This is a genomic window from Hydrogenophaga sp. L99 (assembly GCF_058731905.1).
Genome location: NZ_CM178972.1, coordinates 1,684,473 through 1,707,434, shown reverse-complemented (window position 1 = coordinate 1,707,434; position 22,962 = coordinate 1,684,473). Strand labels below are relative to the sequence as shown.

The window sequence follows — 22,962 nt, the reverse complement described above, 5'->3', positions numbered from 1 at the left end:
GCATGAGTACGACCATGCCCATGGCCACAAGCGCCCCCATGACCATGCCAACGCCTGAGACGGCCAACGTCATCACCGAGCAGCTCACTGCAGCGGGTCGCGCCATCGAGCACGACTCGTTTGCCGTGATCGACCGCGAGGTGCTTTCTCACCCCTACATGCCCGAACAGTGGCCCATCGTGCGCCGCATGATCCACGCCAATGCCGATTTCGACTTCAACGGCCTGACCGATTTCCATCCCCAGGCGGTGGAGCGGGGGGTGACCTCGATCTTGTCTCGCGCAACCCGTGTGGTGGCGGATGTGGAGATGATCTGTGTCGGCCTGTCGGCGCCGCGCCTGGGGCACTTCGGCATGAGCACGCACCAGTTCATCTCCGACCCGGACGTGATCGAGCAGGCCAAGGCCGAAGGCACCACCCGCGCGGTGCAAGCCATGCGCAAGGCACACCGACTGGGCCTGATCGACGGTGCCATCGTCGGCATCGGCAACGCGCCCACGGCGCTGATCGAGATCGTGCGCCTGATCCATGAAGAGGGTGCGCGCCCTGCTCTGGTGGTGGGCATGCCGGTGGGTTTCGTGTCGGCGGCAGAGTCCAAGGATCTGATGGCGCTGGAGACCGATGTGCCATGGATCGTGATCCGTGGCCGCAAGGGCGGCTCCACCCTGGTGGTTGCCGCGATCCACGCGCTGCTGGGCCTGGCCGAAGCCAGGGAACTGGCCACATGATGAAAAAAGACGCGCCCCGCGGCACGCGCACCGGTTTCACGACCGGTGCGTGTTCCGCTGCGGCGGCGCGCGCGGCCGCCATCGGCCTGATCACGGGAGAGGTGCCCGGCGAGGTCGAGTGCCTGCTGCCCAACGGCGACGTGGTGCGCTTCGCCGTGCAGGACGGCCGGGTGGACGGCAGCGGCACCCAATGCACCGCCCACGCCATGGTGATCAAGGACGCGGGCGACGACCCGGACTGCACCGACAAGGCCCACCTCACCGCCGACCTGCACCTGCTGCCCGGGCAGCCGGGTCAGGTCGTGCTGGCGGGCGGTGTCGGCGTCGGCACGGTCACCATGCCCGGCCTCGGCTTGGCGGTGGGCGGCCCGGCCATCAACCCGGTGCCGCGCCGCAACATCGAGGCCAATGTTCGCCTGGTGGGGCAGGGCCTGCTGGACGAGATGGGCCTGGAGGTGCGTATCTCGGTGCCGCAGGGCGAAGAGATGGCCAAGAAGACGCTGAACGCGCGCCTGGGCATCCTGGGCGGCATCTCCATCCTGGGCACCACCGGCATCGTCAAGCCGTATTCCACCGCCGCCTACCGCGCCAGCGTGGTGCAGGGCGTGCAGGTGGCGGGCACGCTGGGCCACGGCGTGGTGGTGCTGACCACCGGCGGGCGCACCGAAAAATTTGTGATGGAAGAAATGCCCGAACTGCCCGAGCCGGCGTTCGTGCAGATGGGCGATTTCTTGCGTTACGCCATGGGCGCGGCGGTGAAGGCCGGGCTAAAGAAGGTAATCATAGGTGGCATGGTCGGCAAGCTGACCAAGATCGCCCAGGGTGAAACCATCACCCACGCGGGCCGCGCCGAGGTGGACACCGGCCTGCTGGCCGATCTGGCCGCTCGCGTGGGAGCGCCTCCCGAGGTGTGCGAGGCCATTCGCGGTAACGAGACGGCGCGCTACGCTGGCGAGCGCATGGACGCGCTGGGCCTTGGCAGCGCGTTCCACACCGCGCTGGCGCAGAAGGTCATCCAGACCCTGCGCACGCGCTACCCCGATCAATTTGAATTGCAGGTGCTGGTCTGCGACTTTGACGGTCGCAAGATTGCGCAGGCGGAAGGCTGACATGGAAGTGGCTCCCGTGATCGACAAATGCCGCATCGTTGGAGTGCTGGACGATGGCGTTGCCAGCCTCGGTACCACGGCGCTGCAGCACCTGCGGGCGGCCCAACTTGTGATCGGCGGCACGCGCACGCTGCAGCTCCTGGCTGCGCACATCTCGCCCGACGCGGTGCAGCACGACCTGAGCGGCGCGCTGTCGCAGGTGCCCGAGTGGATCCGCGCCGCGCAGGCCGAGGGCCGGCGTGTGGTGGTGCTGGCCACCGGCGATCCGCTGTGCCACGGCATCGCAGCCTACCTCGCGTCACGCCTGTGCATCGAGGCCATCGAGGTGATGCCGAACGTGTCCACGCTACAGCTCGCCTGCGCCCGGCTGGGCCTGCCCTGGCAGGACATGAAGTTCTCCTCCGTGCACAGCAAGGACGCGGGCGACTGGGTGCCGGGCTCACCTCCCAATCACGGGCTGTACGCGCTGCTGCGCGATATCCGCCAGCACGACCGCCTGGCTGTGCTGACCAGCCCGGACAACACCCCCGACCGGATCGCTCGCATGCTGATCGCCGAGGGTCTGGCGGACGAGGTCGAGATGGCCGTGGCCGAACGCTTGTGCCAGCCCGAAGAACGCATCGTCAGCGGCATGTCCCTCAGCGCCGCCGCGCAGATGCCCTTTGCCGACCCCAACGTCGTGCTGCTCTGGCGCACCCGCCTGCGCGCGCCGCAGGTGCTGCTGGGTCTGCCGGACGCGAGCTTCGAGCAGCGCCACCCCGAGAAGGGGCTGATCACCAAGCACGAGGTGCGCGCGGTGTCGCTGGCGCGTCTGCAGTTGCGCGCCGACAGCGTGGTCTGGGACATCGGCGCGGGTTCGGGCGCGGTGGGCCTGGAGGCGGCGCGCCTGTGCCGCAACGGCCATGTGTACGCGATCGAAAAGAACGCGGACGACGCGGCCATAGTGCAGCGCAACCGCCTGGCCATGGGCATCAGCAACCACACCCTGCTGCACGGCAAGGCGCCCGAGGGCCTGCAAGCCTGGGCCGACCCGGACGCGGTGTTCGTGGGTGGCTCGGGCGGAGAGTTGGCCGAGCTGATCGCGCTGATCTTGAAACGACTTCAACCGCAGGGCTGGCTGGTGATGAACTTCGTGACGATTGAAAACCTGGGGGTGGCCGTGGCCACGTTGAAGGAGCAGCGTGCGAGCTGGGACGTGCTGCAGTTACAGGGCTCGCGCAGCAAGCCCATCCTGCACATGCACCGCATGGCGGCGGAGAACCCGGTGTGGATCGTCTGCGCGCAGACCGGAGGTGTGGCATGACGCAAACTGGCACGCTGTTTGGCGTCTCCCTCGGTCCCGGCGACCCGGGCCTGATCACCCGCCGCGCCTGGGCACTGCTGGAGCGGCGCGACGCCATCTGGACCTACCCGGTGCGCAGCCTGCGCAAGGACAGCTACGCGCTGGACATCGCGCTGCGCGCCGGGCTGGCGCTGCCCGGGCAGCACCAGTCGCTGCTGTTCCCGATGACACACGACGCCGAGAAGTTGGCGCGCCACTGGTTGAAGGCGGCGGAGACGGTGCGCGAGATGCTGGCCAGCGGGCAGGACGTGCTGTTCCTGGTCGAGGGTGACGCCTCCACCTACGCCAGCTTCTGTTACCTGGCCCGCGTGCTGCGCGAGCTGGACCCGGGGGCCCGCATCGAGATCGTGCCCGGCGTGACCTCGTTCAACGCTGCCTGCGCGCAGCTGCAGGTGCCGCTCTCGGAGCAGGACGACACCATCGCCATCGTGCCCGCCGCCTACGGCATCGCGGCGGTGGAGAAGATGCTCGACGACTTCGACACCCTGGTGCTGATGAAGGTCAAGCCGCTGCTGGACGATCTGATCACCCTGCTGGAGCGGCGCGGCCTGCTGGCGCACAGCCGCTTCATCGAAAAAGCCGGCTCACCGGTTGAGCGCATCGTCACCGACGTGGCCGAACTCAAGGGCACGAAGGTCAACTACCTGTCGCTGCTGCTGGTTAAGAACCCCGGGCGCGAGCGCGGCGACATGCAACGCGGCTGCCGCAAGAAGACCAGTACCGAAATTGAAGAAGAGGAAACCCAGGAATGACCACCCAAGAAACTGCTGTGCGCGTCGTCCTCGTGGCGATCACCAAACACGGCGCCGAGCAGACTGCCGATCTCGCGCGCCAGATGCCCGGAGCCCACGTGTGCGTTGCGACCAAGTTCGCGCCGCTGATGGCGGGTCTGCCCAACTCGGTGCGCTCATACAGCGGAGCCTTTCGCGACGAGATCGCCACGCTGTTCGCCGACTTCGATCAGGTGGTGTTTTTTGTGTCACTGGGCGCCGTGGTTCGCCTGATCGCGCCGCACCTCAAGAGCAAAGACGAAGACCCCGGCGTGCTGGTGGTGGACGACGCGGCCCAGTTCGTGATCCCGGTGCTGTCCGGTCACGTCGGCGGCGCCAACGCCATGGCCGAAACCGTGGCCACCCTGCTCGGCGCCACGCCGGTGCTGACCACGGCGTCGGACGTGGGCAAGACCATTCCGGTGGACATCCTGGGTCGCGAGTTGGGGTGGAAGGTTGAGGCACCCAAGATCAACATCACGCGTGTGTCGGCCCACGTGGTCAACGGCGAGCCGGTGGCCGTGGTGCAGGAAGCGGGCAGCCCGCACTGGTGGACCCGGCCCACGCCGCTTCCGCCCAGTATCCACCGCTTCGAGCGCCTGGCCGACGTGGACCTGGCGCGTTTCAAGGCCGTGCTGTGGATCACCCACGCGCCAGTGACCGCCGCGCACTGGGCCGAACTGCACGAGCGCCTGGTCGTTTACCGCCCGCCGGTGGAGACGCAGGCGTGAACGTGGCTGTGGGCCTGGGTTGCGACCGCGGCACGCCTCTGGCCACGCTGCAGGACGCGTTGCGGGCGGCGCTCGCGCAGGCCGGGGCGTTGGCCCCAGATGTGGTGGCAGCGGCCAGCATCACGCTCAAGGCTGACGAAGCAGGCCTCCTCGCCCTGGCCGCCAAACAAGGCTGGGCCATGACCTTCTTTACCCCTGCCCAGCTCGCCGGGGTGCCGGTGCCCAACCCGTCGGAGACCGTGCGCCGGTACACCGGCACCCCATCGGTCAGCGAGGCCGCGGCCCTGCTGGCAGGCGCCCGAGTCTTCGGCCACGAACAGGCTTTGCCCATGACCGCCTTGCTGGTCGAAAAATTCAAACACCGTGGCGCCGATGGGCGCAACGCCACGGTTTCCATTGCCCGCTGTGACAGTTTTCTTTTTCTCACCCCTGAACGGAGCACGCCATGACTTCATCCACCACCACCCCCATCCCCGACGACCAGCGCGTGAGCGCCACGCGTAGCCTGCTGCTGCAACTGTGCGCTGGTGCCGTGCTGGGCCTGGTCGTACTGTACGGCGTGGCTTTTGCTGAAAGCCCCATCGCGCACAACGCCGCGCACGATGTGCGCCACGTCACGGTCAAGCCTTGTCATTAAGAGAGTCACCCCCGACGCGCTTCGCGCGACCCCCTCAAGGGGGCAACGCGTGTGGCCCGGCAAAGCCGGCTCCACCGCGTTCCCGGTTGGGGCACTTAGGGCGTTTCGGATCGCGCGGCCGACGGGTTGCCACCTATCTGTGTATGGAGAGTTTCATGATTTTTCGACGATTGATCTGGGCGGCGCTGGCCGTGGCCATGCTGGTGGGGGGCTTGCAATCGGGCCTGCAGCAATGGCAAACCATGCCGATCATCCTGGCGGCTGAAGGGCTCGAAAGCCAGAAGGTGGAGACTGCGTTGGCGGTTGCCGACACGCACGCACACGGGGACGGTGCGGCGCACGATCATGGTGACGACGCAGAAACATGGACGCCCGCCGATGGGGTGGAGCGCCAGATCTGGACTTGGGTGGCCAATGTGCTGCACGCGTTCAGCATGGCGCTGCTCGTGCTGGCCGTGATGGCGGTGTGCCAGTGGCGCGGCAGCGCCTTGCGCGCTTTGCCCTTGGCCGCCTGGGTGGCCGCCGCCGGCTGGTTGAGCTTTCACTTCTGGCCTTCGCTGGGCCTGCACGCCGAGATCCCCGGCATGGACGCAGCCCGACTGGGTTCGCGCCAGGGCTGGTGGGTGCTCGCGGCGGGTGGTGCGGCGCTGGCCTGTGCGGCGGTGGCGCTGGTGCGCAGCCCCCTGCGCTGGGCCGTCGCAGCCGGCTGGCTGGCGTTGCCCTTCGTGGTCGGAGCGCCGCACATCATGGCCGACCCGCTGGCCGGTTTCACGCGTGAGGCCCAGGTGGCGCTGCGCCAGCTGGGCAGCCAGTTCATCTGGACCACCGCTTGGCTGTCGCTGTCGTTCTGGCTGAGCATCGGCGTGTTGGCCGGCCTGGCCTTCCAGCGCTGGCTGCACCCCGCCGTGGCGGCCGTGCTGGAGCGCTCGGATGCGGGCTGTGCCCCAGCCATGAAAGCCCCGCAATGAGCGACGTCAAAGGCAAGATCATGCTGGTGGGCATCGGCCCCGGCAGCCACGATCACATGACCCAGCGCGCGCGAGACGCGATCGCCGAGGCCGATGTGGTGGTGGGCTACGTCACCTACATCAAGCTCGTGGCCGATCTGCTGGAAGGCAAGGAGGTCATCCGCAAGGGCATGACCGAGGAGTTGGACCGCGCAGTCCATGCCCTGGCCAGCGCCCGCGAGGGCAAGAAGGTGGCCCTCATCTCCAGCGGAGACGCCGGGGTGTATGGCATGGCCGGGCCGACCTATGAGGTGCTGTTCCAGGCCGGCTGGACGCCCGAGTCGGGCGTCCAGGTTGAGGTGGTGCCGGGTGCATCGGCCATCAACGCCTGCGCGGCGCTGGTGGGTGCGCCCCTCACGCACGACTTCTGCTCCATCTCGCTGAGCGACCTGCTCACACCCTGGCCCGTAATCGCGCGGCGGCTGGACGCGGTGGCGGCTTCGGACTTCGTGGTGGCGCTCTACAACCCCAAGAGCGGCCGCCGCACCCAGCAGATCGTGCAGGCACAGGCGCTGTTGCTGCGCCATCGCCGGCCCGACACCCCGGTGGCGGTGGTCAAGTCGGCCTACCGGCGGCGCGAGCGCATCGAGTTCACCACGCTGGACAAGATGAGCGAGTGCGACATCGGCATGCTGACCACGGTACTGATCGGCAACAGCCACACCTTCGTGCAGCACGGCCTGATGGTCACGCCACGCGGCTACGCCAACAAGTACGACCTGGACGACGGTGGCAGCACCCGCACGGGCGAGAAAGCAGGACGCTCGCTTTCCACCGGCTTGCTGGGTTGGATGGAGAACCTGCGTGCCGACCATGCCGATGGCGCGAGCCTGGCCGCACTGGCGCAGCAGCACCGGCTGCCGGTGGACTACGTTGAAGCCGTGCTCAACACACCCGTCGAGGAAGGGGTGGCCCCTTCGGCGGATGCAGAGGATCAGGCCGAATAAGGCGCTCCTGCGCGCGCACTTCGCCCCTGAGCGGACTATGCCAACCACCACCTGATGCCACCCACGAGATCCGTTCCATGAGCTACATGGTCAAAGAAGTTTTTTATACCCTGCAGGGTGAAGGCGGCAACGTCGGCCGTGCGGCAGTGTTCTGCCGGTTCGCCGGTTGCAATCTCTGGTCCGGGCGGGAAGCCGATCGCGCGAGCGCTCAATGCCAGTTCTGTGACACCGATTTTGTCGGCGTGGACGGCACTGGTGGGGGGAAGTTCGATTCGGCCCAGGCACTGGCGGACCAGGTTTCAGTCCAATGGCCAGCATCGGTGGCGGGGCGCAAGCTGGTCGTGCTGACGGGCGGTGAACCGTTGCTGCAGGTCGATTCCGCGTTGATCGACGCATTGCACCGCGGCGGGTTTGAGATTGCGGTGGAGACCAATGGCACGATCGCTGCGCCTGCAGGGGTGGACTGGCTGTGCGTCAGTCCCAAGGTACGCACATTCCTGAAGATACGTGCGGGCCACGAGCTCAAAGTTGTTGTTCCCCAGCCCGGCATCGACCTGGACGCGTTGATCGAACTGAACTTCGAGCGCCATCTGCTGCAGCCCATGGACGGCCCTGCGTTGAAAGAAAACACCCTCTGGGCCATTGATTACTGTCTGCGTGACCCCCGCTGGCGCCTGACCCTGCAAACCCACAAGATGGTCGGAATCCGATGACATACGAAATTTCGCAAAGTTTCTTCTTTGACGCTGCGCACACCCTTCAGCGCGAGATCGAGACCGAAGCCAGCACGCGTATACATGGGCACACCTACCGAGGCGAGGTCGCGGTGATGGGTGTGGTTGACCCCCACACGGGCATGGTGGTCGATTTGGGGCAGCTGCGTTTGCTGGTGACGCAGGTGCGTGCGCAGTTGGACCACCGGCTGCTGGACGAGGTACCCGGCCTGGGCATTCCGACCCTCGAAAACCTCTGCGCTTTCATCGCCCAGTTTGCGGGGTTGACGGAGTTCCGCTTGAGCCGTGTTTCGGTGTGGCGCGACGGTATCGGGGACCGTTGTGATTTGCGCTTCGCGCGCACTCTTCCTTTCCAAGTCTGATATGCACGAACCCATCAAGCCTCACATCGGCGGCTACAAGCGCCACCTGTTGGTCTGCACCGGTCCACGTTGTACGCAGGATGGCGCCTCGCAGGCCCTGTTCGATAGCCTTGGCAACAAGTTCAAGGCCGCTGGTTTGCACGAGGGCGAGTTGCGTGTGAAGCGCAGCCGCGTGAGTTGCTTTGCCGCCTGCAAGGGCGGGCCGGTGATGTGCGTGCAGCCCGACGGCACCTGGTACTACAACGTCACTGAAGCCAACATGGACCGCATCATCGACCAGCACTTGGTCGGCGGACAAGTGGTGCAAGAGCTGGTGTTTCATCAGGGCCCCGGAGGCGTTGATGCCGAATGAGTCGGACATTAGGGGCTTTGTCTCCATCGTCGGCGCCGGTCCCGGACCGGCCGACCTGATGACTCAACGCGCGCTTGATCGCTTGCAAAGGGCCGACGTGGTTGTGTACGACCGTCTGATCTCACCCGAGGTGCTGGCGCTGATTCCGCAAGGAGCGCAGCGCGTGTTCGCGGGCAAGGCCCTGGGAAATCACGCCATTCCACAAGAGGCAATCCACGCCCTGCTGGTGCAGCACGCCAAGGCGGGCCGGCGAGTGGTGCGGCTCAAGGGTGGAGATCCTTATGTGTTCGGACGTGGCGGTGAGGAAGTGCAAGCCATGCAAGCGCAACGTGTACCGTTCGAGGTCGTACCGGGCATTACAGCCGCGAGCGGTTGCTCGGCAGGAGCGGGCATCCCCCTCACTCACCGCGACCTCGCGGCCAGCTGCGTGTTCCTGCCCGGACATCTGGCCGACGACAAAGCCACGCACGATTGGCGGGCGCTGGCGCGCCCCGGACAAACGCGGGTGTTTTACATGGGAATACAACGTCTAGCCCACATCGCGGAACGGCTGATCGCCCACGGCCTGAGCCCCAACACCCCAGCGGCCGTCGTACGCGACGGCACGCGCTCCACACAAACCGTGGTGGCCTGCAGCCTGCGCCGCCTGGTTGAACAGGCCCCGGCCTACGGCCCCCATCCCGGTTTGCTGATCATTGGCGAGACAGTGCAACTGAGCCCAGACTTCCATGCGGAGTGAAACGCCAACGGCCGAGAAGTCCTACGACAAGGCCGAGAGAGGGAGTGCCAAGGTATCACCTACGCCCTTGACGGTAGGCGCGAAATTATATGCATCATCGTTCCTGAGCGAGAAAGGCAATGAAGACTGCACGACATCGCGGTGCCTGATAGCTTCTCGTGCGGCGCTTCAGCGAGCATCGCACGATCGAACTGATCAGCAGCTATCAACGAGGGGCTGACCGAATTGACCAACAATAAGCACGCATCCAACGCGAACATCCTGTCGCCGTGCGGCATCGAATACTGAGCCCGCCATGCCCGACAAACCTGCCCTTGATCGGACCTTCTCCCCGGCCGAGCGAGACGCTGTTTACCGCGCCATTTTTGAACGGCGCGATATGCGTCACTTCGCAGGGGGAACGGTTGCGCCGGAGCTGATGCGCCGGCTGCTCACCGCCGCTCACCATGCGCCCAGCGTGGGTTTCATGCAGCCCTGGCGTTTTTTGCGGGTGGCGTCGCCGTTGCTGCGGTGCAAGTTGCAGGCATTGGTGGAGCAAGAACGCGTGCAGACTGCGAGAGCGTTGGGTGAGCGGGAAGAGGCTTTCATGCGCCTCAAGGTCGAGGGTGTCAATGACGCGGCCGAGGTCTGGGTGGTCGCGCTCGCAGATGGACGTGAGCAGCATGTGTTTGGTCGCAGGACACTTCCACAGATGGACCTCGCCTCGACCGCCTGCGCGATCCAGAACCTCTGGCTGGCCGCCCGGGCCGAGGGGCTTGGAATGGGTTGGGTTTCGCTGTTTGACCCAATCGCTGTGGCGTGCCTGCTTGGAATGCCCGACGGGGCCGAGCCGATCGCTTTGTTGTGCATCGGTCCCGTGCATGATTTTTACGAGGAACCGATGCTTCAACGGCAGCGGTGGGCCTCGCGTTGCGCGTTGGACGATGTGCTGTTTGAAGACACTTGGGCGCAGCCTCTTGGATCGAAGTCACCAAGCTAGCTAGCGCCCTAGATGTGGATGTTGGCGCTGTTTTTGAATGCCGAGCCCTCGCACGAAATCTTAGACGGCCGCTTCGCCTGCCACGGGCTGCAAACAACATAGCTTTGCCGACTACAGCGAGCGCGGACCGCTTGAAGGCGGCAGAGCCCTGAGCTGCAGCGACTTCTCGCTCGCTTCCTGGAAGCTACCCACGCGCTGCAGCGTGAGCTTGCCGTTCTTCGGGTCGAAGGTCACCAGCATGGAGGCGCTGGCCTGGTCGTCGTTGAGAACGGCCACGTATTCGATCTGCGGTGTGGCCGAGAGCTTGGCCTGCAGTTCGTTGATCTGCTCTCAAGGGAGTGGGTGCCCTGAGTACGGATTGACCGTGTTGCCAGCTGCCACTGTTCTGCAAAGCCCATTGAACAGGTTGGGGAGACCAGCGCGTCCGCCTTCGAGAAGATTCCAAGCATTGGGACAGCAGGCTTTCTGACTTAGCCTGTAATGGAATGCGGCCCAGATTTGACGCAGGGCAGTGGTCAGCCTGACCGGCCGACGCTCCGCTATCTATAGCAGCCCGCATTGACCTTTTTCTGAGGAGCAGGCCACTTCAAGGCACCGGCAACACGATGTCAACCCGCCCGCCGCCCAATGAGCCACCTGAAAGCTTCAGCTCCCCATGGTGGCTGGCCACCAGGTCGCTCACCACTGCCAGCCCAACGCCGTGCCCGGGCATTCGCTCGTCCCCCCGCACGTGCAGCTGCAGGATGGACTCGGTGTCGCTGAATCCAGGGCCGTCGTCCTCGATGCGAATGCACAAGGATCCCGGCTCACGCCATATCCGCACCAGGACCTGGGTGCGCGCCCACTTGGCCCCGTTGTCCAGCAGGTTCCCAAGCATCTCGAACAAGTCGCCCTCGTCGATGCGCCAGGTCAGGTCGGCTGGGCACTCGACGCTGAAGTCCAATGCCCTTTCGGCATACACCTTGGCCAGCGCGTCGCGAATGCGCTCCAGGATTGGCGCCACCAGAAGTGGCGGCGCAAAACGCGCGGCGCCCCCGGCGATGGCGCGCCCCAGCTGGTGCTGCACGATGTCATCCATGCGGCTCACCTGCTGGGCTACGGTGGCTGGCAGTTGCGCCGGCTCGGCCATGGCGCTGCGCAGAACAGCAAGCGGAGTCTTCAGGCTGTGAGCGAGAAAGCTCAGCGCGTCGCGATGTCGGGCCTGACGCTTGCGCTCCTGCTCAATCAGGTTGTTCAGGTTGTCCGTGAGGCTGGAGATTTCGGTAGGGTAGCGGCCCTCGATGCGCGATTGCCCGCCATCTTCGATACGCCGGATCTCGCTGGCCACGTGCCGCAGCGGCGCCAGGCCCCACCGCAACAGCCACAGCTGCGCCAGCAACAGCAGCACGGCAGCACCCCCCAGCCAGAGCCAAAGGGTGCGGGTGAAGGCACCGACTTCGCGGTCGAAGGCCGCGCGGTCCTCCAGCACCGTGAGCACCAGCGGTGCCTCACGCTCGGAGGCCTTCCAGGTGACGGCATAGCTGACCGACAGGAAGGACTTGCCGGCCCCATCCACCGTCTCGTTGCGCCATTGACCGGGTTGCTGGCTGCGCCGGAACGGTGGCTGCAGGCCCAGGGTCGAGGCCGACTGCCACTGATCCCTGCGCAGCACGTTGTATATGCCCGCGTACAGGCCGGAACCCGGAAGCGACAGGCGCGGCTCCGCAAACTCTGGCGGCATCACCAGCGCTCCGCCAGCATCGAGTTCGGCAGCGGCCAGCAGCAGGTAGATGGTGCTCTGCAGCCGGCCGAAATAGGCCGCCTGCACGCTTTCGGTATTCGCACGCTGCACCGCCAGCCCCGCGCCGGCCATAAATGCCAGCAGTACCACCGCAGCACCCAGAAGCAGGCGGGTACGAATGGAGTAGCCGGCCTTCATTCGAGGGTGAACCGGTAGCCCCGCCCCCGCACGGTCTCGATCGGGCCGACGCTGCCGTCGGGGTCGAGCTTGCGCCGCAGGCGGCCCACCAGCACCTCCAGAACGTTGCTGTCGCGGTCTTCCCCGTGCGGGTACAGGTAGTCCGACAGCGCCTGCCTGGTGACGATGGCCGGGCGCTGGCGCACCAGGTGCTCGAGCAGGCGGTACTCGAACGCTGTGAGCTCCAGCACCGCGCCGCTGAGCCGCACCGCCTGCGCCGACGGGTCGATGCTGAGGGGGCCAAGCGTCAGCATGTCAGTGGGGGCCCCCAGCGAGCGCCGCAGCAAGGCCTTGAGCCGCGCCGCCAGCTCCGGGTATTCGAAAGGCTTGACCAGGTAGTCGTCGGCCCCGGCTTCCAGGCCCACCACTTTGTCTTGCCAGCTGCCGCGCGCGGTGAGGATCAGAATGGGCAGGGCGCTTCCGGCTTGCCGCAGGCGCTGCACGATGCTCAGCCCGTTCAGCTTGGGCAACCCCAGGTCAACGATGACAAGATCGACCGGGTACTCGCGCGCCAGAAACAGACCCTCTTCGCCGTCCTTGGCCTGGTCGACCCGGTAGTCATCGGCCTCCAGCTGGCGGGCCAAGGTGAGCCGTAGCGCGGCATCGTCCTCGATCAGTAACAAGCGCATTGGTCTGAAGCTGCAGCAGGTTGGCCTTAGCGGGTCTGGCCAGTGACGACGTCAATCTGGATCACGCGGACCTCACCAGCCGGCGTAACCACCTTGATGCGCCATACCGGCTGGCCCGAAGACTCGAGCTTCTCAACGGACAGCACGCGGCCGCCACTGGCCCGCTGGGCCACTGCAGCCGCGTCGTCGCGGCTCAGATCGGCCCAGGCCAGGTTGGATGCCAGCAGCAGGGTGGCGCAGAGTAGTTTGGCAAATGTGTTCATCGGTTGTAAGTATCAAGGTATTCGCGTCCGCCACGTTCATCACGCCTGCCCTGGTATTGGCGTCCACCCTGGTACTCGCTCTCAATCGGAGTGAATGAAACGCGAATCGGCAAGGTGCGGCCTGGGTTCTCGCGGGTCACCGTGCTGTAGACCTGGCCGCGGTACTCGTATTCGACTTGGTAACCCGTGAGGCGGGACTGCACGTCGTTGACAGTGCGGCAGTTCTGCACCTGGCGCTGCTGCGGCTGGGATGCCTGCTGGTAGCCACCACCCCAGTTGTTCTGGTTGGCAAAGTGCTCGGCTGCCAGCGCGCCGACCACGGCACCGAGCGCGGTGGCGGCGTCTCGGCCGCGGCCCTTGCCAACCTGGTTGCCGAGCAAGGCGCCGGCCACACCGCCAACCGCCAGCCCCCCGTAATTGCGCGAAGCCGCCACGGGTTGCTGCTCGGTCACCCACTGGCTGGTGCACTCGTTGCGCGGCACGGAGATGTTCTCGTACCGCGGTTCGACGTTGCGCACGCGGGCAGTGTCGTTGAAGGTCTGGGCTTGGACGCCCGCCGCCAGCAACGTGGTCAGACAAAGAATGGAAGTACGTTTCATGGAAAGCTCCTTGGTTGATGTGAGACGGAGCTTAGGAAGAAGTGGGTGAACCGAAGCTGAACGAAATTGATAAATATTTCCTCGCGACCCAGAGTCGCTGGTACCCCCGCAAAGCTTCTCTACAGTCCGAATGAGAATGCAGCATCACGTTGGATAATCTGCCATTACCCAATGTGAATTTTATGGAAAATTAAAAGCCATTTACCTCATAAATAGTATGTAATATCATGGTACATACCATAGTACGAAATAAGAGGACGAGCCATGGCCCGAGCCGGAATCTACAAGTCTGAGGTGCTGCGGGCCCGCGATAAATTGCTGGCCACGGGGCGCCATCCGTCCATCGATGCGGTGCGCGAAGAGTTGGGCACCGGCTCCAAGAGCACGATCCACCGCTATTTAAAGGAGATCGAGGAAGATGAAGGCGGGGCCGCCGGCACCCGGGTGGCCGTCAGCGAGGCGATCCAGGACCTGGTCGGCCGCCTGGCCGCCCGCGTCAACGAGGAAGCGGAAGAACGGGTCACCACGGCGCAGAACAAGCACGCCGAGCAACTCGCGCAGCAGCAGCAAGCCGCCGCGGCCCTGAAAACCGAGGCCCAGTCCACCCGCCAGCAGCTGGAACACACACAGCGCTCGCTGGCCGATGAAAAAACCGCTCACGGCAAAACCAATGAAACGCTGCGCAGCAAGACCCTGGAATGCACGCAGCTTGCCCAGCAGGTGGTTGCCCTGCAGGAGCGCGTCGCGGCCGAAGAACGCCATCGCCAATCGCTGGAAGAAAAGCACCAGCATGCCCGCCAGGCGCTGGAGCATTTCCGGCAGTCCAGCAAGGAGCAGCGCGACCAGGACCAGCGCAAGCAGGAGCAGCAGGTTCAGTACCTGCAAGCCGAGGTGCGCTCCGTGAACGAGACCTTGGCAGTCAAGCAGCAGGAAGCCGTGCACGCCCTGCAGGACAACGCGCGCCTGCTGGGCGACTTGTCGCGCGCCCAAGGCGATCTGCACCAGGCCCAGGAAGAGGTGCGGCGCCTGCGGCCGCTCAAGGAAGAACTGGGGTTTGCGCAGCGGCGCACCGAGGAGTTGGGCCGGCGCCTGGTAGAGCAGGATGCGGCCGTTCAGCAGCTCGGCACCTCGAACGAGCAGTTGCAGGCCAAGGTCGATGAACTGCTTTCCGCAAAGCAGCAGCTGGAACTGGCGCTGGCCACGGCCAGGTCATCCGTCACGGCGCAGGAGCAGGTCGTCGCCAGCCTGCTGGAGAGACTGACGGCCACATCGAGCGAATCCGGAGCAGTGACGGTGACCGCGAAGCCAGCGAAACAAGCCCGTTAAAAGTCAAGGCGTTCAGTACGAACCAACAAGTCTTTCAGGCATCACGGCCAACCCTCCAAACGCGTCAACACCGCGGGGAGGACGTGCACATGCAAGGCGCACTTCGAAATCAATCACCCGGATGTCAATAGGCCGGCGGTGGCACGGCACGGTAGCGAGGCTCGCTGAATATTGAGCCACATCGGAACAGTGCTTCAATGCTCCCCGCGATCTACAGTCACCCTATAGGCCAAGGGATTGCACATCGCAGAGCAACCTGCGATACTGCCTCCGCTTTGGACGCGGCACACCCATCCGCCTTGGAAGGCAGCCCTTCGCGCTGCAGCGTCGACAAACACACTTGCCCCATGGACCCCTGTCGCCATGGATCGGTAGCGGATGACGGTCTGGCAATAGGAAGACCATGCACGCATCCCATACATCCACGGCGGGTAACCAGATCCCGTCGCCCAAGCGCCTCAAGAACGAGGCGAGGAAAATCCGTCAAAGCGACCCACAGTTGAGCCAAGGTGCGGCACTGAACCTGGCTGCAACCGCCCACGGCTTGCCCTCGTACAAGGTCGTCGAGCGCGCGTGGCGCTCGCGCGATCGGGCGAGTTCCGACCACGCGGTCACGCTCACCGCTTCGTGGGGTGATCGAAGCCGTGGCGACTGGGGCCGCATCCACGCGAACGTGGTGCTGTCTGAGCCCTGGCCCAACTTCTTGCCCTTGCCAGTCCGGCGTCGCATTGGTTCGCTGGGACGATTTCACATCGTTGGTGGAGATCGAACACGCCTGGCCTCCCCCGAGGACTACGCGTCATTCATCTCGTGCGCCCACCACCTGAGCAAGGCCGCGCGGCAACTGGTTTTTGTCGACGCCTTGCGGGTCTTGCCGGTGTCACTGGCCAAGACGGTGGCGGCCTTCCGAGGCGACCCGCACCGCATGCTCAGCAGCCGATACCCCGATCAGGATCATGAGAGTCTGTGGCGCGATCCGGCCACAGGGTTGCACTTCATCCTGAATGAACCCTATCAGATGGACCAGGAAAAGCAGGCACCGATCCTGGCTGAAAGAGGGATGGTGGCTTTCACGACGCGTGATTGGACCACCCACAACCCTGCGGGCACACTGGCACAACTGATCGCCCCGGTATCCGAACAGACACTTCTGCGGGCGCTGTGTAAGCGTGGCCAGGCCTTGCCGGCACGGTTCGACGAGATCACTTTCACGGACGACGACGGGCGGCTGCTGGACATTTTCCGGTCATAGCGCAGTGTTTCGTGGGCATCGCAGAATCATTTCCGCCCGGTCAGGCTGCTTGAAATGGTTCCAACTGCCTGGCTGGACAAGTCCGCGATGAAGTTACGCCGCTTGCACACGGTCATCGCCCCCAGGTTGTTGAGCGCAGCCTCATTTTGACTTCGTCGGGCAATGGTGGATCACGCGGTCGATGTCATTCGGACCTATCTGGAACGCGTCGCAGCTGGACCGCCGGCCTGGTTCAAGACAACGTGGCAACTGTACGCTGTGCAGCGTATTGAGGGTTTTGAGCACATCATCTCGGTGCTTCTTGGGGCCTGCAGATTGTCAGGCGTCACGGCCGAACCTTGGTGGCGAGATACTGGTCGGGGGCAACTCACTGTTGCCGATAGGTCTGGATGAGTTCCTTGGCCTTGACGAATGCCGCGTCGTAGAGTTCTGGCGAGTTGCGCTGCAGGTTGTTCACAACACGACTGTGCGCCTCGCGGGTGAGCCGGAACTCGACGATTCCGAATCGTTGGGCGATCTCCCTGACATCCGCCTTGCCCCAACTGTCCTCTCCCATCCCGTCTGGGTGCAGAACGAAGCTATGGACATAGCCATCTGCACCGCGCTCAGTCCCTTCCGCGCCCTGCTCGAATCGGATGGCCAGCAGCCCTACGGGGTCCAAGCCTGCCAACTCCCGCAGCGCTTCCGCAAACGCCGCACACCTGCCGAATGTGTATTCGGCCGCCTCGGCGGCCGGAATGCAGGGCTCCGGTCTTTTGGGGATCGAAGCCAGATAGGCGGTGTTGGCCTCGATCGCTTTGACCGCCATGCTGATCTTGGCCGGATCAGGTGCGCAGCGCAGAGGCAGCGTTGCGAGCGCGCTCTCAGCGTAGTAGCGCGTCCGGACACCGCCCATGCCGTGCCGCACGGCCATGGGCCGAATCGTTCGGTGCATGAAGTCACCGAGAGACCGGTTGCCTCGCACATCAAAAATGCGGGTTCCGTTGTCCGCCACATACACGCGCAGCGGTTTGCAATCCTCAAGCGCAATGTTGTTGTCCGGATCAAGCGACGGAACCCACCAGTCCACATGGAGCAGCCAGCCCGTCACACGCGCGAGCGCCACCGCGAAGTTGACACCATCTTCCGCCTCCCACTCATTGACCAAGGCCGGCGCAAAGGCCGTGCGCTGCTTGAGCTTCGCTTGTCCCATATTTCTTCTCCGTGATGACCCACCTTCGGGCAGCAAGCCATTGTCAGTCCCAAATCCTAACCCGGTGAATCGCACGAAAAACGAGCTGGTTGTCTTTGCGGAAGTCCACTAAGTCATTGATTTCATTGAACAACGGAAACCACTAACCGGGTGAATTGCACGAGAAAAGAGCCGGTTCCTCAAAACCACGATTTCCGAACATGTGCCCCTGGACACCGGCGACACGAGCTTCGACCTCCCCGTATTCCCGGGCGACCTTGATCAAACCCGGCGCGCGCGCAACTTCGTCTGGCGTTGAATGAGGGCGTCTGCGTACGAATCGATCTCGAAGGTGATGGTGCCCTTGAAGTTCACGTGCTCAAAGTGCACTGGCCCGATGCGCCGGATCCAGTGGTCCTCGATGGGGTGCTTGAGCGCCTTCCAGCGGTCCACGACATCTTGCATTTTCATGGTGTTCCAGGCGATCACAACGTTGGTCAGCAGGGTGTGCGACGTCGAGATGGCGCGCAGTTCATCGACCCGTCGGCCGCGCGAGACGCCCACACGCCCGTGGTACACGGCGCGCTGCAATTGATGGATGGACTCGCCACGGTTCAGCAGTGCATGCATTTCGCGGCGGAATTCAGGGATGGTGAAGTAGTCGCACAGAAAGACGGTGCGCAGGAGCTTTCCCAGTTCGTCTGCGGCCGCGTGCACAGGATCCCCCCGGGCTGCGCTGCCCAGGCGGGCGATGGCCTCTGCGGCCGTGAGGCGGCCCTGGCGGATGGAGGCGATCAGGCGCAGCAGCTCCATCCAGCCGGCACGGATCTTCCGCAGCGAGACCTTGCCCACGACCAACCGCTCCAGTGATTCTGGCGGCGCAGCACCCCATGCCATGAACATCTTGCGCTCCGACAGCTGGCGCAAGCGAACACACAGGTCGAAGCCCAGCAGCTTGGCGATCGCCATGGCCGCATTGGTGTAGCCATGGGTGTCGACGGCCAGCAGGGACAGGCGGATCTGATCCTCGCGCCGCGTGCAATTGTGTGCTTCGACGCCGTGCACCGCGGGCGCGGCCTGCCGATCGTTGATGACGATGGGCTGGTCGTGGAACAGCGCCCAGGTGTCGAGCATGTGCACATAAATGCCCACCCCATGTTGTTTGCGGCGGTACTCCATGCGCGCCGAGTGCAGGTGCCGCGAGGTATCAAGCGTCATCGAATCGGAGGAAGCCTTGTCGCCCTGGCCCCAGAGCATCGCAATCGGCATGCTTTGCTGGAAATCGATGATGCGCGTGTTGGCCTCCCTCAAACGCCCGGTGGCCTCCAGCGCACGCATGGCCATCGAGATTTGTGAGACTTGCAGGCCGGGGATCATGGCGCAGACCCCCTTGGCGTTGTTCTCCGTCCCATGTGCGTACAGGGCGCCGTACACCGCCTTCAGCTCACCGATGTCCTTGGCCATCCTGCCCAGCAGCGCCTGGCTGAAGCGGGTTTTGGCATCCACCTCGACCAGCATGTCGGCGAACTGGGCGCTGCCGATCATGTTGAACATGCTCTCGCGGGTTTTCGTGACCTGGGGTTCGACTTCAAGCGCCTGGATAGGTGCGATGCTGATGTGGCCCTGGTTGTCGATGGTGAGCGCGCCTTCCTCGACAGCTTTGGCAAGTTGGGCCAGGCCGGCGTCGACGCGCTCCAACACCCGCTCCAGGAACTTGTCGGGATCATCGGTGAGGCTCAGCGCCCGGATGAGCGACTTGTTCTTGTCCGTCCATTCCTGTTCAGACATCAGTTGATCGGCGCGACTGCGGTGTCGGCTGCTGTGCGCCAGCCAGAGCTTTCCGCCCTTGATGGCCTTGCGCAGTGCCGTCGCGGCACTGACCTTCAGTGCAGCAAGAGCGAGCTTGCGGTCTGGGCCCTGCAACAACAGATGCCAGCCAGGATCGGCAAAGGATACGTCAAGTCCCTCTGGCAGGCTGGTTGCTCCCCGTTTGGCCAGATCGCGCAGCAACTTGAGCTGCCTCAGCGCCTTGTCCGACGCCTCGCCTCTGATCTCAAGGATGCCCAGCGAGTTGAGCAGCGCTGAGACACGCGGCGCTTCTTCCTTCACCAGTGCTTCGCGGACCAATTGGGCACGCGTGCCCGCGAAGTCCGGCTCATCTTGAGGCACCAGCTCGCGCATCGCCGCGACGATTTGCGCAGCGGTCAGCTTCTTGTCGTAGAGGACCGCCTTGAGCCTCACCCGCTCGGCGCGCAGATCGACGGAGCTGTCCGCTTGCTTCTTGAGCACCTTGCCGGAGGCCTTGCGGTAGAGGTCGGTGAGGCGTCGCGCGCCCATCTCCGCGGCCAGGTCGGTCTGTTCCAGCAATGTCACGTGCAGGAATGAGACCATCTCCAGCTCGCGTTGATCAGGGGACAGGTTCTTCGTTGCTGACGGTGGTCGATTGACCACTTCCTGGCTGTAGGCCTTCAACCGATTCAGCGCAATCGCCGACAGCTTCCACTCGTGGACGTGCAATGCCTTCAGGCACTCGATTTTCTTGGTCACCTCGCTCAGGGTGAGCTGGCCATGCTTGCCCGGCGGCGTGCGCAGCCACTCCAGAACGGTGTGCCCGCCCGGTCCTGATCGCTTTGAGAACGCGTGCAAAAGCGCCCTGTGGATGTGCTCGCGCGGCACGCCTGCGCGAATCGTTTCGAGCGCCGCATTCTCCTGGTCGGCAAATGCTGCGCGGGCAATGTCCCGGAGGGTCCGATCGCCGGGCAGCACGAGGCGGCGGTCAAAGAGCCAGTGCTCCGCCTGATGCACAAGATCGTTCACCGAGACCGCAGTGGTGGCAAGCTCGCGCAGGGCATCGGCAAGCAGCGCTTTGGTGGTGTCGTCCAAGACCGCGAAGCCAACGCGTTGTCGAGCCCAAAGCTGATGCCCGAAGCGGGTGTCCCTGTCCTTGTACAGCGACGTGACGGATGCGATGTCCGTCGCGCTCATGCCCAGTGTTGAAGTCAGATGCCGCAGCAGCACGGGTGGCAGGCCCGAGAGAGCATCTGGGTGTCGTCCGGTGGCGCGCAGCATCACCAGTTGAACGGCCGCGCCAAGGCGAGCAGTACCCCGGAAACGGGGCGGGCGAAGCTCATGGATGTCTTCAGCGCTCAGGCCGAAGCATTCTTCGACCTCTCGCTTGGACAGAGACTTGGGAAGGGTATCGGATCCGACAAAACGCAGATAGAAGCTTGGCAAGCTGGGTCCCCCTGGCCTGCGCAGTCCAAGCCTTGCGGAAGTCTACGGAATTGTTCTCGCAGGTTCCAGAAGGTTTGAGTGAATGCGGGTTAACCCTCGGGCGCTAACCCGGCGTTCTGAACCGGAAATGAGGTCACCCCCTGCTGGTCACATGTCTGCTGGACCCATCCAACCCCATCTGCTGGCCCGCCCTGTCACGGTGGGGTGGCGCCTTCAGCGTGCGGGCACTTCGCCCGCTGCTGGCCCCATTGGCCCGGGCAAACGGCCATGCACTGGCTCGCTGTCGCGTGCCGATTCGCTGGATCGCACCGATGAAAGCCATCGCCAACCAGCCGGCGCTGGCACGCCTGTGCATGAACGACGTGCGCGGTGGCGGCAGCCGTGTGCCACTGGGTTTTCTGGCCAGCTTTCTGTTTTCCATGCCCGAGGTGGCGCCAGAGGCCTTCCATCGCATCCCGGTCACCCTCGTCCACCCCACAGAGGACCACTGGACACCGACGGCCATGAGTCTGGCCTTTCTGCAGCGCATTGCCGCACCCACACGCTATGTTCCACTGCAAGGCTGCGGCCACTTTCCTGTGGAAGAGCCTGGCTTGACGACGCTGGTGGAGGTACTGCAAGAGACCCTGGCGCAGGTGACAGGCTCGACAGAGGTCGGTTGACGGATCTGGCCGGATGTCCGCGATCGGAGGACTGTTGTGCAGCGATTGCCGTCGGTCATGGCCGGGAGCTGAGTTCACGGTGCCTGGCACGAAGCCGTCATAGGCTTATCTGGCAACGCGGCAGCATCGATGACCGGTATTGAGGGGGATGCTGTCACTCAACTTGGCAGCTCGAAAGCTGCACCGCCAATCCGCGATCGAATATCAGCCGCCGGAAGGAACGAACTCATGCGGTCGGCGAGATGCAGACAGGCTCAAGCCACTATCCCAAAAGTCCTGGCTCCCATGCCGCGCCCCGCTGAAACATCAAAGGAATTCATACTCTTGGCACTTCTGATCTGTGAAAGTTCACGATCTGCCAAGCGTCTGCCACACGTTGAAGAAGAACTGTGACACGCCCCATTGATACAGCAGGTCCTGCAGCAGCAGACCACTCGATGCGATCAAGTGCTGTGATGACTGCCATGTTGCCAAAGTCTTGATGTTGAAGCTCCAGCACCTGCGCGCTTTGGGGTTTGCGCTCATGCATCGCGCCGACAAAGTAGGTCCGAACCTGCTGTGATGTGCTGACCATCCTGGGGCTGGAAGTTCCCAGAAACACGGCATCCGACGCATACAAGCTGAGAACGCCTTCAACGTCAGCGGCGACGAATGCCTTGCACCACTGATCCATGAGCGCGCGAGCTTCAGTGCTCCCATTCATTCACATAGCCCCTGATTTGGCTTTCGTAGTTGCTGGGAGCGAGACCATGACCGGCTGACCCGGTACGGTACACCCGGTGTCGCAGCACTTGCCTGGTTGGCGGTTCTGGGTGATCGACCGTTTCTCGTCGTGCAAGACGCCGCGATCCAACAGCCGCTCAACGAGGTCCACTTTAGATCCGAGAGGATAGTTGCGGTAAATCTCGCGCTTCATGGCTTCCGGTGACCCACCTCCGTGCAAGCTGATGACCGAGTACCAGCCGCCCTGATACGACGCCGTCAGGTCTTCGATGAAACGAGCTGTCTCGATGCGCTTTTCATACGGAATGGCTGGATTCGCACGAAGCACGTCGCTGAGCTTGGCTGCTGTTTCGGGATTGTGATCTTCGTCAGGACCAGGCAGCGCCACGATCAGACCGCCTGAAACATAGTGAGCGATCTTGTGCATGTCGTAGATCTGGGTCGCGAGCAGCAGTTTGCCGATGTTGGAGAACACAGGGTCAGGGACAAAGCTCTTGGCAGCTTTGTCCTCTGAGGCATAGACAGACGCTGCGACACCGCATGCGTAAAAGCCCTCCGTTATCTTGATGAGGTCCACCATCTGGTCGCGCAAATGGTGTTCCTCCGCCGGATCAAAGCCGTTGGCCTCGCACATCAAGGCGCTGTTAGCGGCGGTCTAAACCCGCGTAAATTTGGCGGCGGTAAGTGGTGGCGGAATTTGGTGACGTAA

24 protein-coding genes and 2 pseudogenes are annotated in these 22,962 nt (G+C 64.1%); 17 read left to right on the top strand and 9 right to left on the bottom strand.

Features of this window, described 5'->3' with window-relative positions:
* Window positions 1-14 precede the first annotated feature (14 nt).
* The 14 genes from AC4QBL_RS08080 to bluB all read left to right on the top strand — a co-directional run bounded on the left by AC4QBL_RS08080 (window position 15) and on the right by bluB (window position 10,437).
* Window positions 15-728, top strand: a complete 714-nt coding sequence (locus AC4QBL_RS08080; RefSeq protein ID WP_487623706.1) for a precorrin-8X methylmutase — start codon at window positions 15-17, stop codon at window positions 726-728.
* Window positions 725-1,837 (top strand): cobalt-precorrin-5B (C(1))-methyltransferase, encoded by a 1,113-nt coding sequence (locus AC4QBL_RS08075; RefSeq protein ID WP_300651034.1) that lies wholly within the window; start codon window positions 725-727, stop codon window positions 1,835-1,837. The genes AC4QBL_RS08080 and AC4QBL_RS08075 overlap by 4 nt, the downstream gene beginning before the upstream one ends.
* A 1-nt stretch (window position 1,838) precedes the next feature.
* A complete protein-coding gene (gene cbiE, locus AC4QBL_RS08070) occupies window positions 1,839-3,140 on the top strand; it encodes a precorrin-6y C5,15-methyltransferase (decarboxylating) subunit CbiE (protein ID WP_300651037.1) in 1,302 nt (433 codons plus the stop codon).
* Window positions 3,137-3,931 (top strand): precorrin-2 C(20)-methyltransferase, encoded by a 795-nt coding sequence (cobI, locus tag AC4QBL_RS08065; RefSeq protein ID WP_300651038.1) that lies wholly within the window; start codon window positions 3,137-3,139, stop codon window positions 3,929-3,931. The genes cbiE and cobI overlap by 4 nt, the downstream gene beginning before the upstream one ends.
* A complete protein-coding gene (locus AC4QBL_RS08060; RefSeq protein WP_300651041.1) occupies window positions 3,928-4,680 on the top strand; it encodes a cobalamin biosynthesis central domain-containing protein in 753 nt (250 codons plus the stop codon). Before cobI ends, AC4QBL_RS08060 begins: the two co-directional genes overlap by 4 nt.
* On the top strand, window positions 4,677-5,129 hold the full coding sequence (locus AC4QBL_RS08055; protein ID WP_300651043.1) for a cobalamin biosynthesis protein: 453 nt from the start codon (window positions 4,677-4,679) through the stop codon (window positions 5,127-5,129). Before AC4QBL_RS08060 ends, AC4QBL_RS08055 begins: the two co-directional genes overlap by 4 nt.
* Window positions 5,126-5,317: a CbtB domain-containing protein gene (locus tag AC4QBL_RS08050; protein WP_300651045.1), complete on the top strand. Its 192-nt coding sequence runs from the start codon at window positions 5,126-5,128 to the stop codon at window positions 5,315-5,317. The genes AC4QBL_RS08055 and AC4QBL_RS08050 overlap by 4 nt, the downstream gene beginning before the upstream one ends.
* Window positions 5,318-5,472: 155 nt before the next feature.
* Window positions 5,473-6,285, top strand: coding sequence for a CbtA family protein (locus AC4QBL_RS08045; RefSeq protein ID WP_300651048.1), 813 nt, complete (start codon window positions 5,473-5,475; stop codon window positions 6,283-6,285).
* Entirely contained in the window at window positions 6,282-7,271 is a 990-nt protein-coding gene (gene cobJ / locus AC4QBL_RS08040) for a precorrin-3B C(17)-methyltransferase (RefSeq protein ID WP_300651050.1), read from the top strand. The genes AC4QBL_RS08045 and cobJ overlap by 4 nt, the downstream gene beginning before the upstream one ends.
* 77 nt (window positions 7,272-7,348) lie before the next feature.
* Window positions 7,349-7,984, top strand: coding sequence for a 7-carboxy-7-deazaguanine synthase (gene queE, locus AC4QBL_RS08035; RefSeq protein WP_304784281.1), 636 nt, complete (start codon window positions 7,349-7,351; stop codon window positions 7,982-7,984).
* The gene (locus AC4QBL_RS08030; RefSeq protein ID WP_300651055.1) at window positions 7,981-8,367 is read left to right on the top strand and encodes a 6-carboxytetrahydropterin synthase; all 387 of its coding nucleotides are present in this window, start codon (window positions 7,981-7,983) and stop codon (window positions 8,365-8,367) included. Before queE ends, AC4QBL_RS08030 begins: the two co-directional genes overlap by 4 nt.
* A 1-nt stretch (window position 8,368) precedes the next feature.
* Window positions 8,369-8,719, top strand: a complete 351-nt coding sequence (locus AC4QBL_RS08025; protein ID WP_300651058.1) for a (2Fe-2S) ferredoxin domain-containing protein — start codon at window positions 8,369-8,371, stop codon at window positions 8,717-8,719.
* Complete coding sequence (gene cobA, locus AC4QBL_RS08020) at window positions 8,709-9,458, top strand: uroporphyrinogen-III C-methyltransferase (RefSeq protein WP_300651059.1); 750 nt, start codon at window positions 8,709-8,711, stop codon at window positions 9,456-9,458. The genes AC4QBL_RS08025 and cobA overlap by 11 nt, the downstream gene beginning before the upstream one ends.
* Window positions 9,459-9,753: 295 nt before the next feature.
* A complete protein-coding gene (bluB, locus tag AC4QBL_RS08015) occupies window positions 9,754-10,437 on the top strand; it encodes a 5,6-dimethylbenzimidazole synthase (protein WP_300651061.1) in 684 nt (227 codons plus the stop codon).
* 114 nt (window positions 10,438-10,551) lie between these two features.
* Here bluB and AC4QBL_RS08010 read toward each other — a convergent pair.
* The 5 genes and pseudogenes from AC4QBL_RS08010 to AC4QBL_RS07990 form a co-directional block, all read right to left on the bottom strand.
* Window positions 10,552-10,743, bottom strand: a pseudogene (locus tag AC4QBL_RS08010) (anti-sigma factor); the annotation flags it as partial.
* Between the two features lie 280 nt (window positions 10,744-11,023).
* Window positions 11,024-12,355, bottom strand: a complete 1,332-nt coding sequence (locus tag AC4QBL_RS08005) for an ATP-binding protein (RefSeq protein ID WP_300651063.1) — start codon at window positions 12,353-12,355, stop codon at window positions 11,024-11,026.
* Window positions 12,352-13,023: a response regulator transcription factor gene (locus tag AC4QBL_RS08000; RefSeq protein ID WP_300651065.1), complete on the bottom strand. Its 672-nt coding sequence runs from the start codon at window positions 13,021-13,023 to the stop codon at window positions 12,352-12,354. The genes AC4QBL_RS08005 and AC4QBL_RS08000 overlap by 4 nt, the downstream gene beginning before the upstream one ends.
* Before the next feature lie 26 nt (window positions 13,024-13,049).
* Complete coding sequence (locus AC4QBL_RS07995) at window positions 13,050-13,286, bottom strand: PepSY domain-containing protein (RefSeq protein ID WP_300651067.1); 237 nt, start codon at window positions 13,284-13,286, stop codon at window positions 13,050-13,052.
* Window positions 13,283-13,885, bottom strand: coding sequence for a glycine zipper 2TM domain-containing protein (locus AC4QBL_RS07990; RefSeq protein ID WP_300651069.1), 603 nt, complete (start codon window positions 13,883-13,885; stop codon window positions 13,283-13,285). The genes AC4QBL_RS07995 and AC4QBL_RS07990 overlap by 4 nt, the downstream gene beginning before the upstream one ends.
* A gap of 264 nt (window positions 13,886-14,149) precedes the next feature.
* Here AC4QBL_RS07990 and AC4QBL_RS07985 point away from each other — a divergent pair, with 264 nt between their 5' ends.
* Together AC4QBL_RS07985 and AC4QBL_RS07980 are read left to right on the top strand one after the other, a co-directional pair.
* Complete coding sequence (locus tag AC4QBL_RS07985; protein ID WP_472908252.1) at window positions 14,150-15,211, top strand: DNA-binding protein; 1,062 nt, start codon at window positions 14,150-14,152, stop codon at window positions 15,209-15,211.
* Window positions 15,212-15,614: 403 nt separating this feature from the next.
* The gene (locus tag AC4QBL_RS07980; RefSeq protein WP_304838059.1) at window positions 15,615-16,463 is read left to right on the top strand and encodes a hypothetical protein; all 849 of its coding nucleotides are present in this window, start codon (window positions 15,615-15,617) and stop codon (window positions 16,461-16,463) included.
* Window positions 16,464-16,830: 367 nt separating this feature from the next.
* On the opposite strand, the gene AC4QBL_RS07975 is transcribed toward AC4QBL_RS07980, so the two are convergent.
* Together AC4QBL_RS07975 and AC4QBL_RS07970 are read right to left on the bottom strand one after the other, a co-directional pair.
* Window positions 16,831-17,655 (bottom strand): hypothetical protein, encoded by an 825-nt coding sequence (locus AC4QBL_RS07975; protein ID WP_304838062.1) that lies wholly within the window; start codon window positions 17,653-17,655, stop codon window positions 16,831-16,833.
* Between the two features lie 261 nt (window positions 17,656-17,916).
* Window positions 17,917-20,868 (bottom strand): Tn3 family transposase, encoded by a 2,952-nt coding sequence (locus AC4QBL_RS07970; RefSeq protein WP_304838064.1) that lies wholly within the window; start codon window positions 20,866-20,868, stop codon window positions 17,917-17,919.
* Window positions 20,869-21,179: 311 nt separating this feature from the next.
* Here AC4QBL_RS07970 and AC4QBL_RS07965 point away from each other — a divergent pair, with 311 nt between their 5' ends.
* Window positions 21,180-21,530 (top strand): alpha/beta fold hydrolase, encoded by a 351-nt coding sequence (locus tag AC4QBL_RS07965; RefSeq protein ID WP_472908253.1) that lies wholly within the window; start codon window positions 21,180-21,182, stop codon window positions 21,528-21,530.
* Between the two features lie 316 nt (window positions 21,531-21,846).
* On the opposite strand, the gene AC4QBL_RS07960 is transcribed toward AC4QBL_RS07965, so the two are convergent.
* Together AC4QBL_RS07960 and AC4QBL_RS07955 are read right to left on the bottom strand one after the other, a co-directional pair.
* Entirely contained in the window at window positions 21,847-22,203 is a 357-nt protein-coding gene (locus tag AC4QBL_RS07960) for a YybH family protein (protein ID WP_492131645.1), read from the bottom strand.
* A 30-nt stretch (window positions 22,204-22,233) separates the two neighbouring features.
* Window positions 22,234-22,893: pseudogene (locus AC4QBL_RS07955) on the bottom strand (4-hydroxyphenylacetate 3-hydroxylase C-terminal domain-containing protein); the annotation flags it as partial.
* Window positions 22,894-22,962 lie beyond the last annotated feature (69 nt).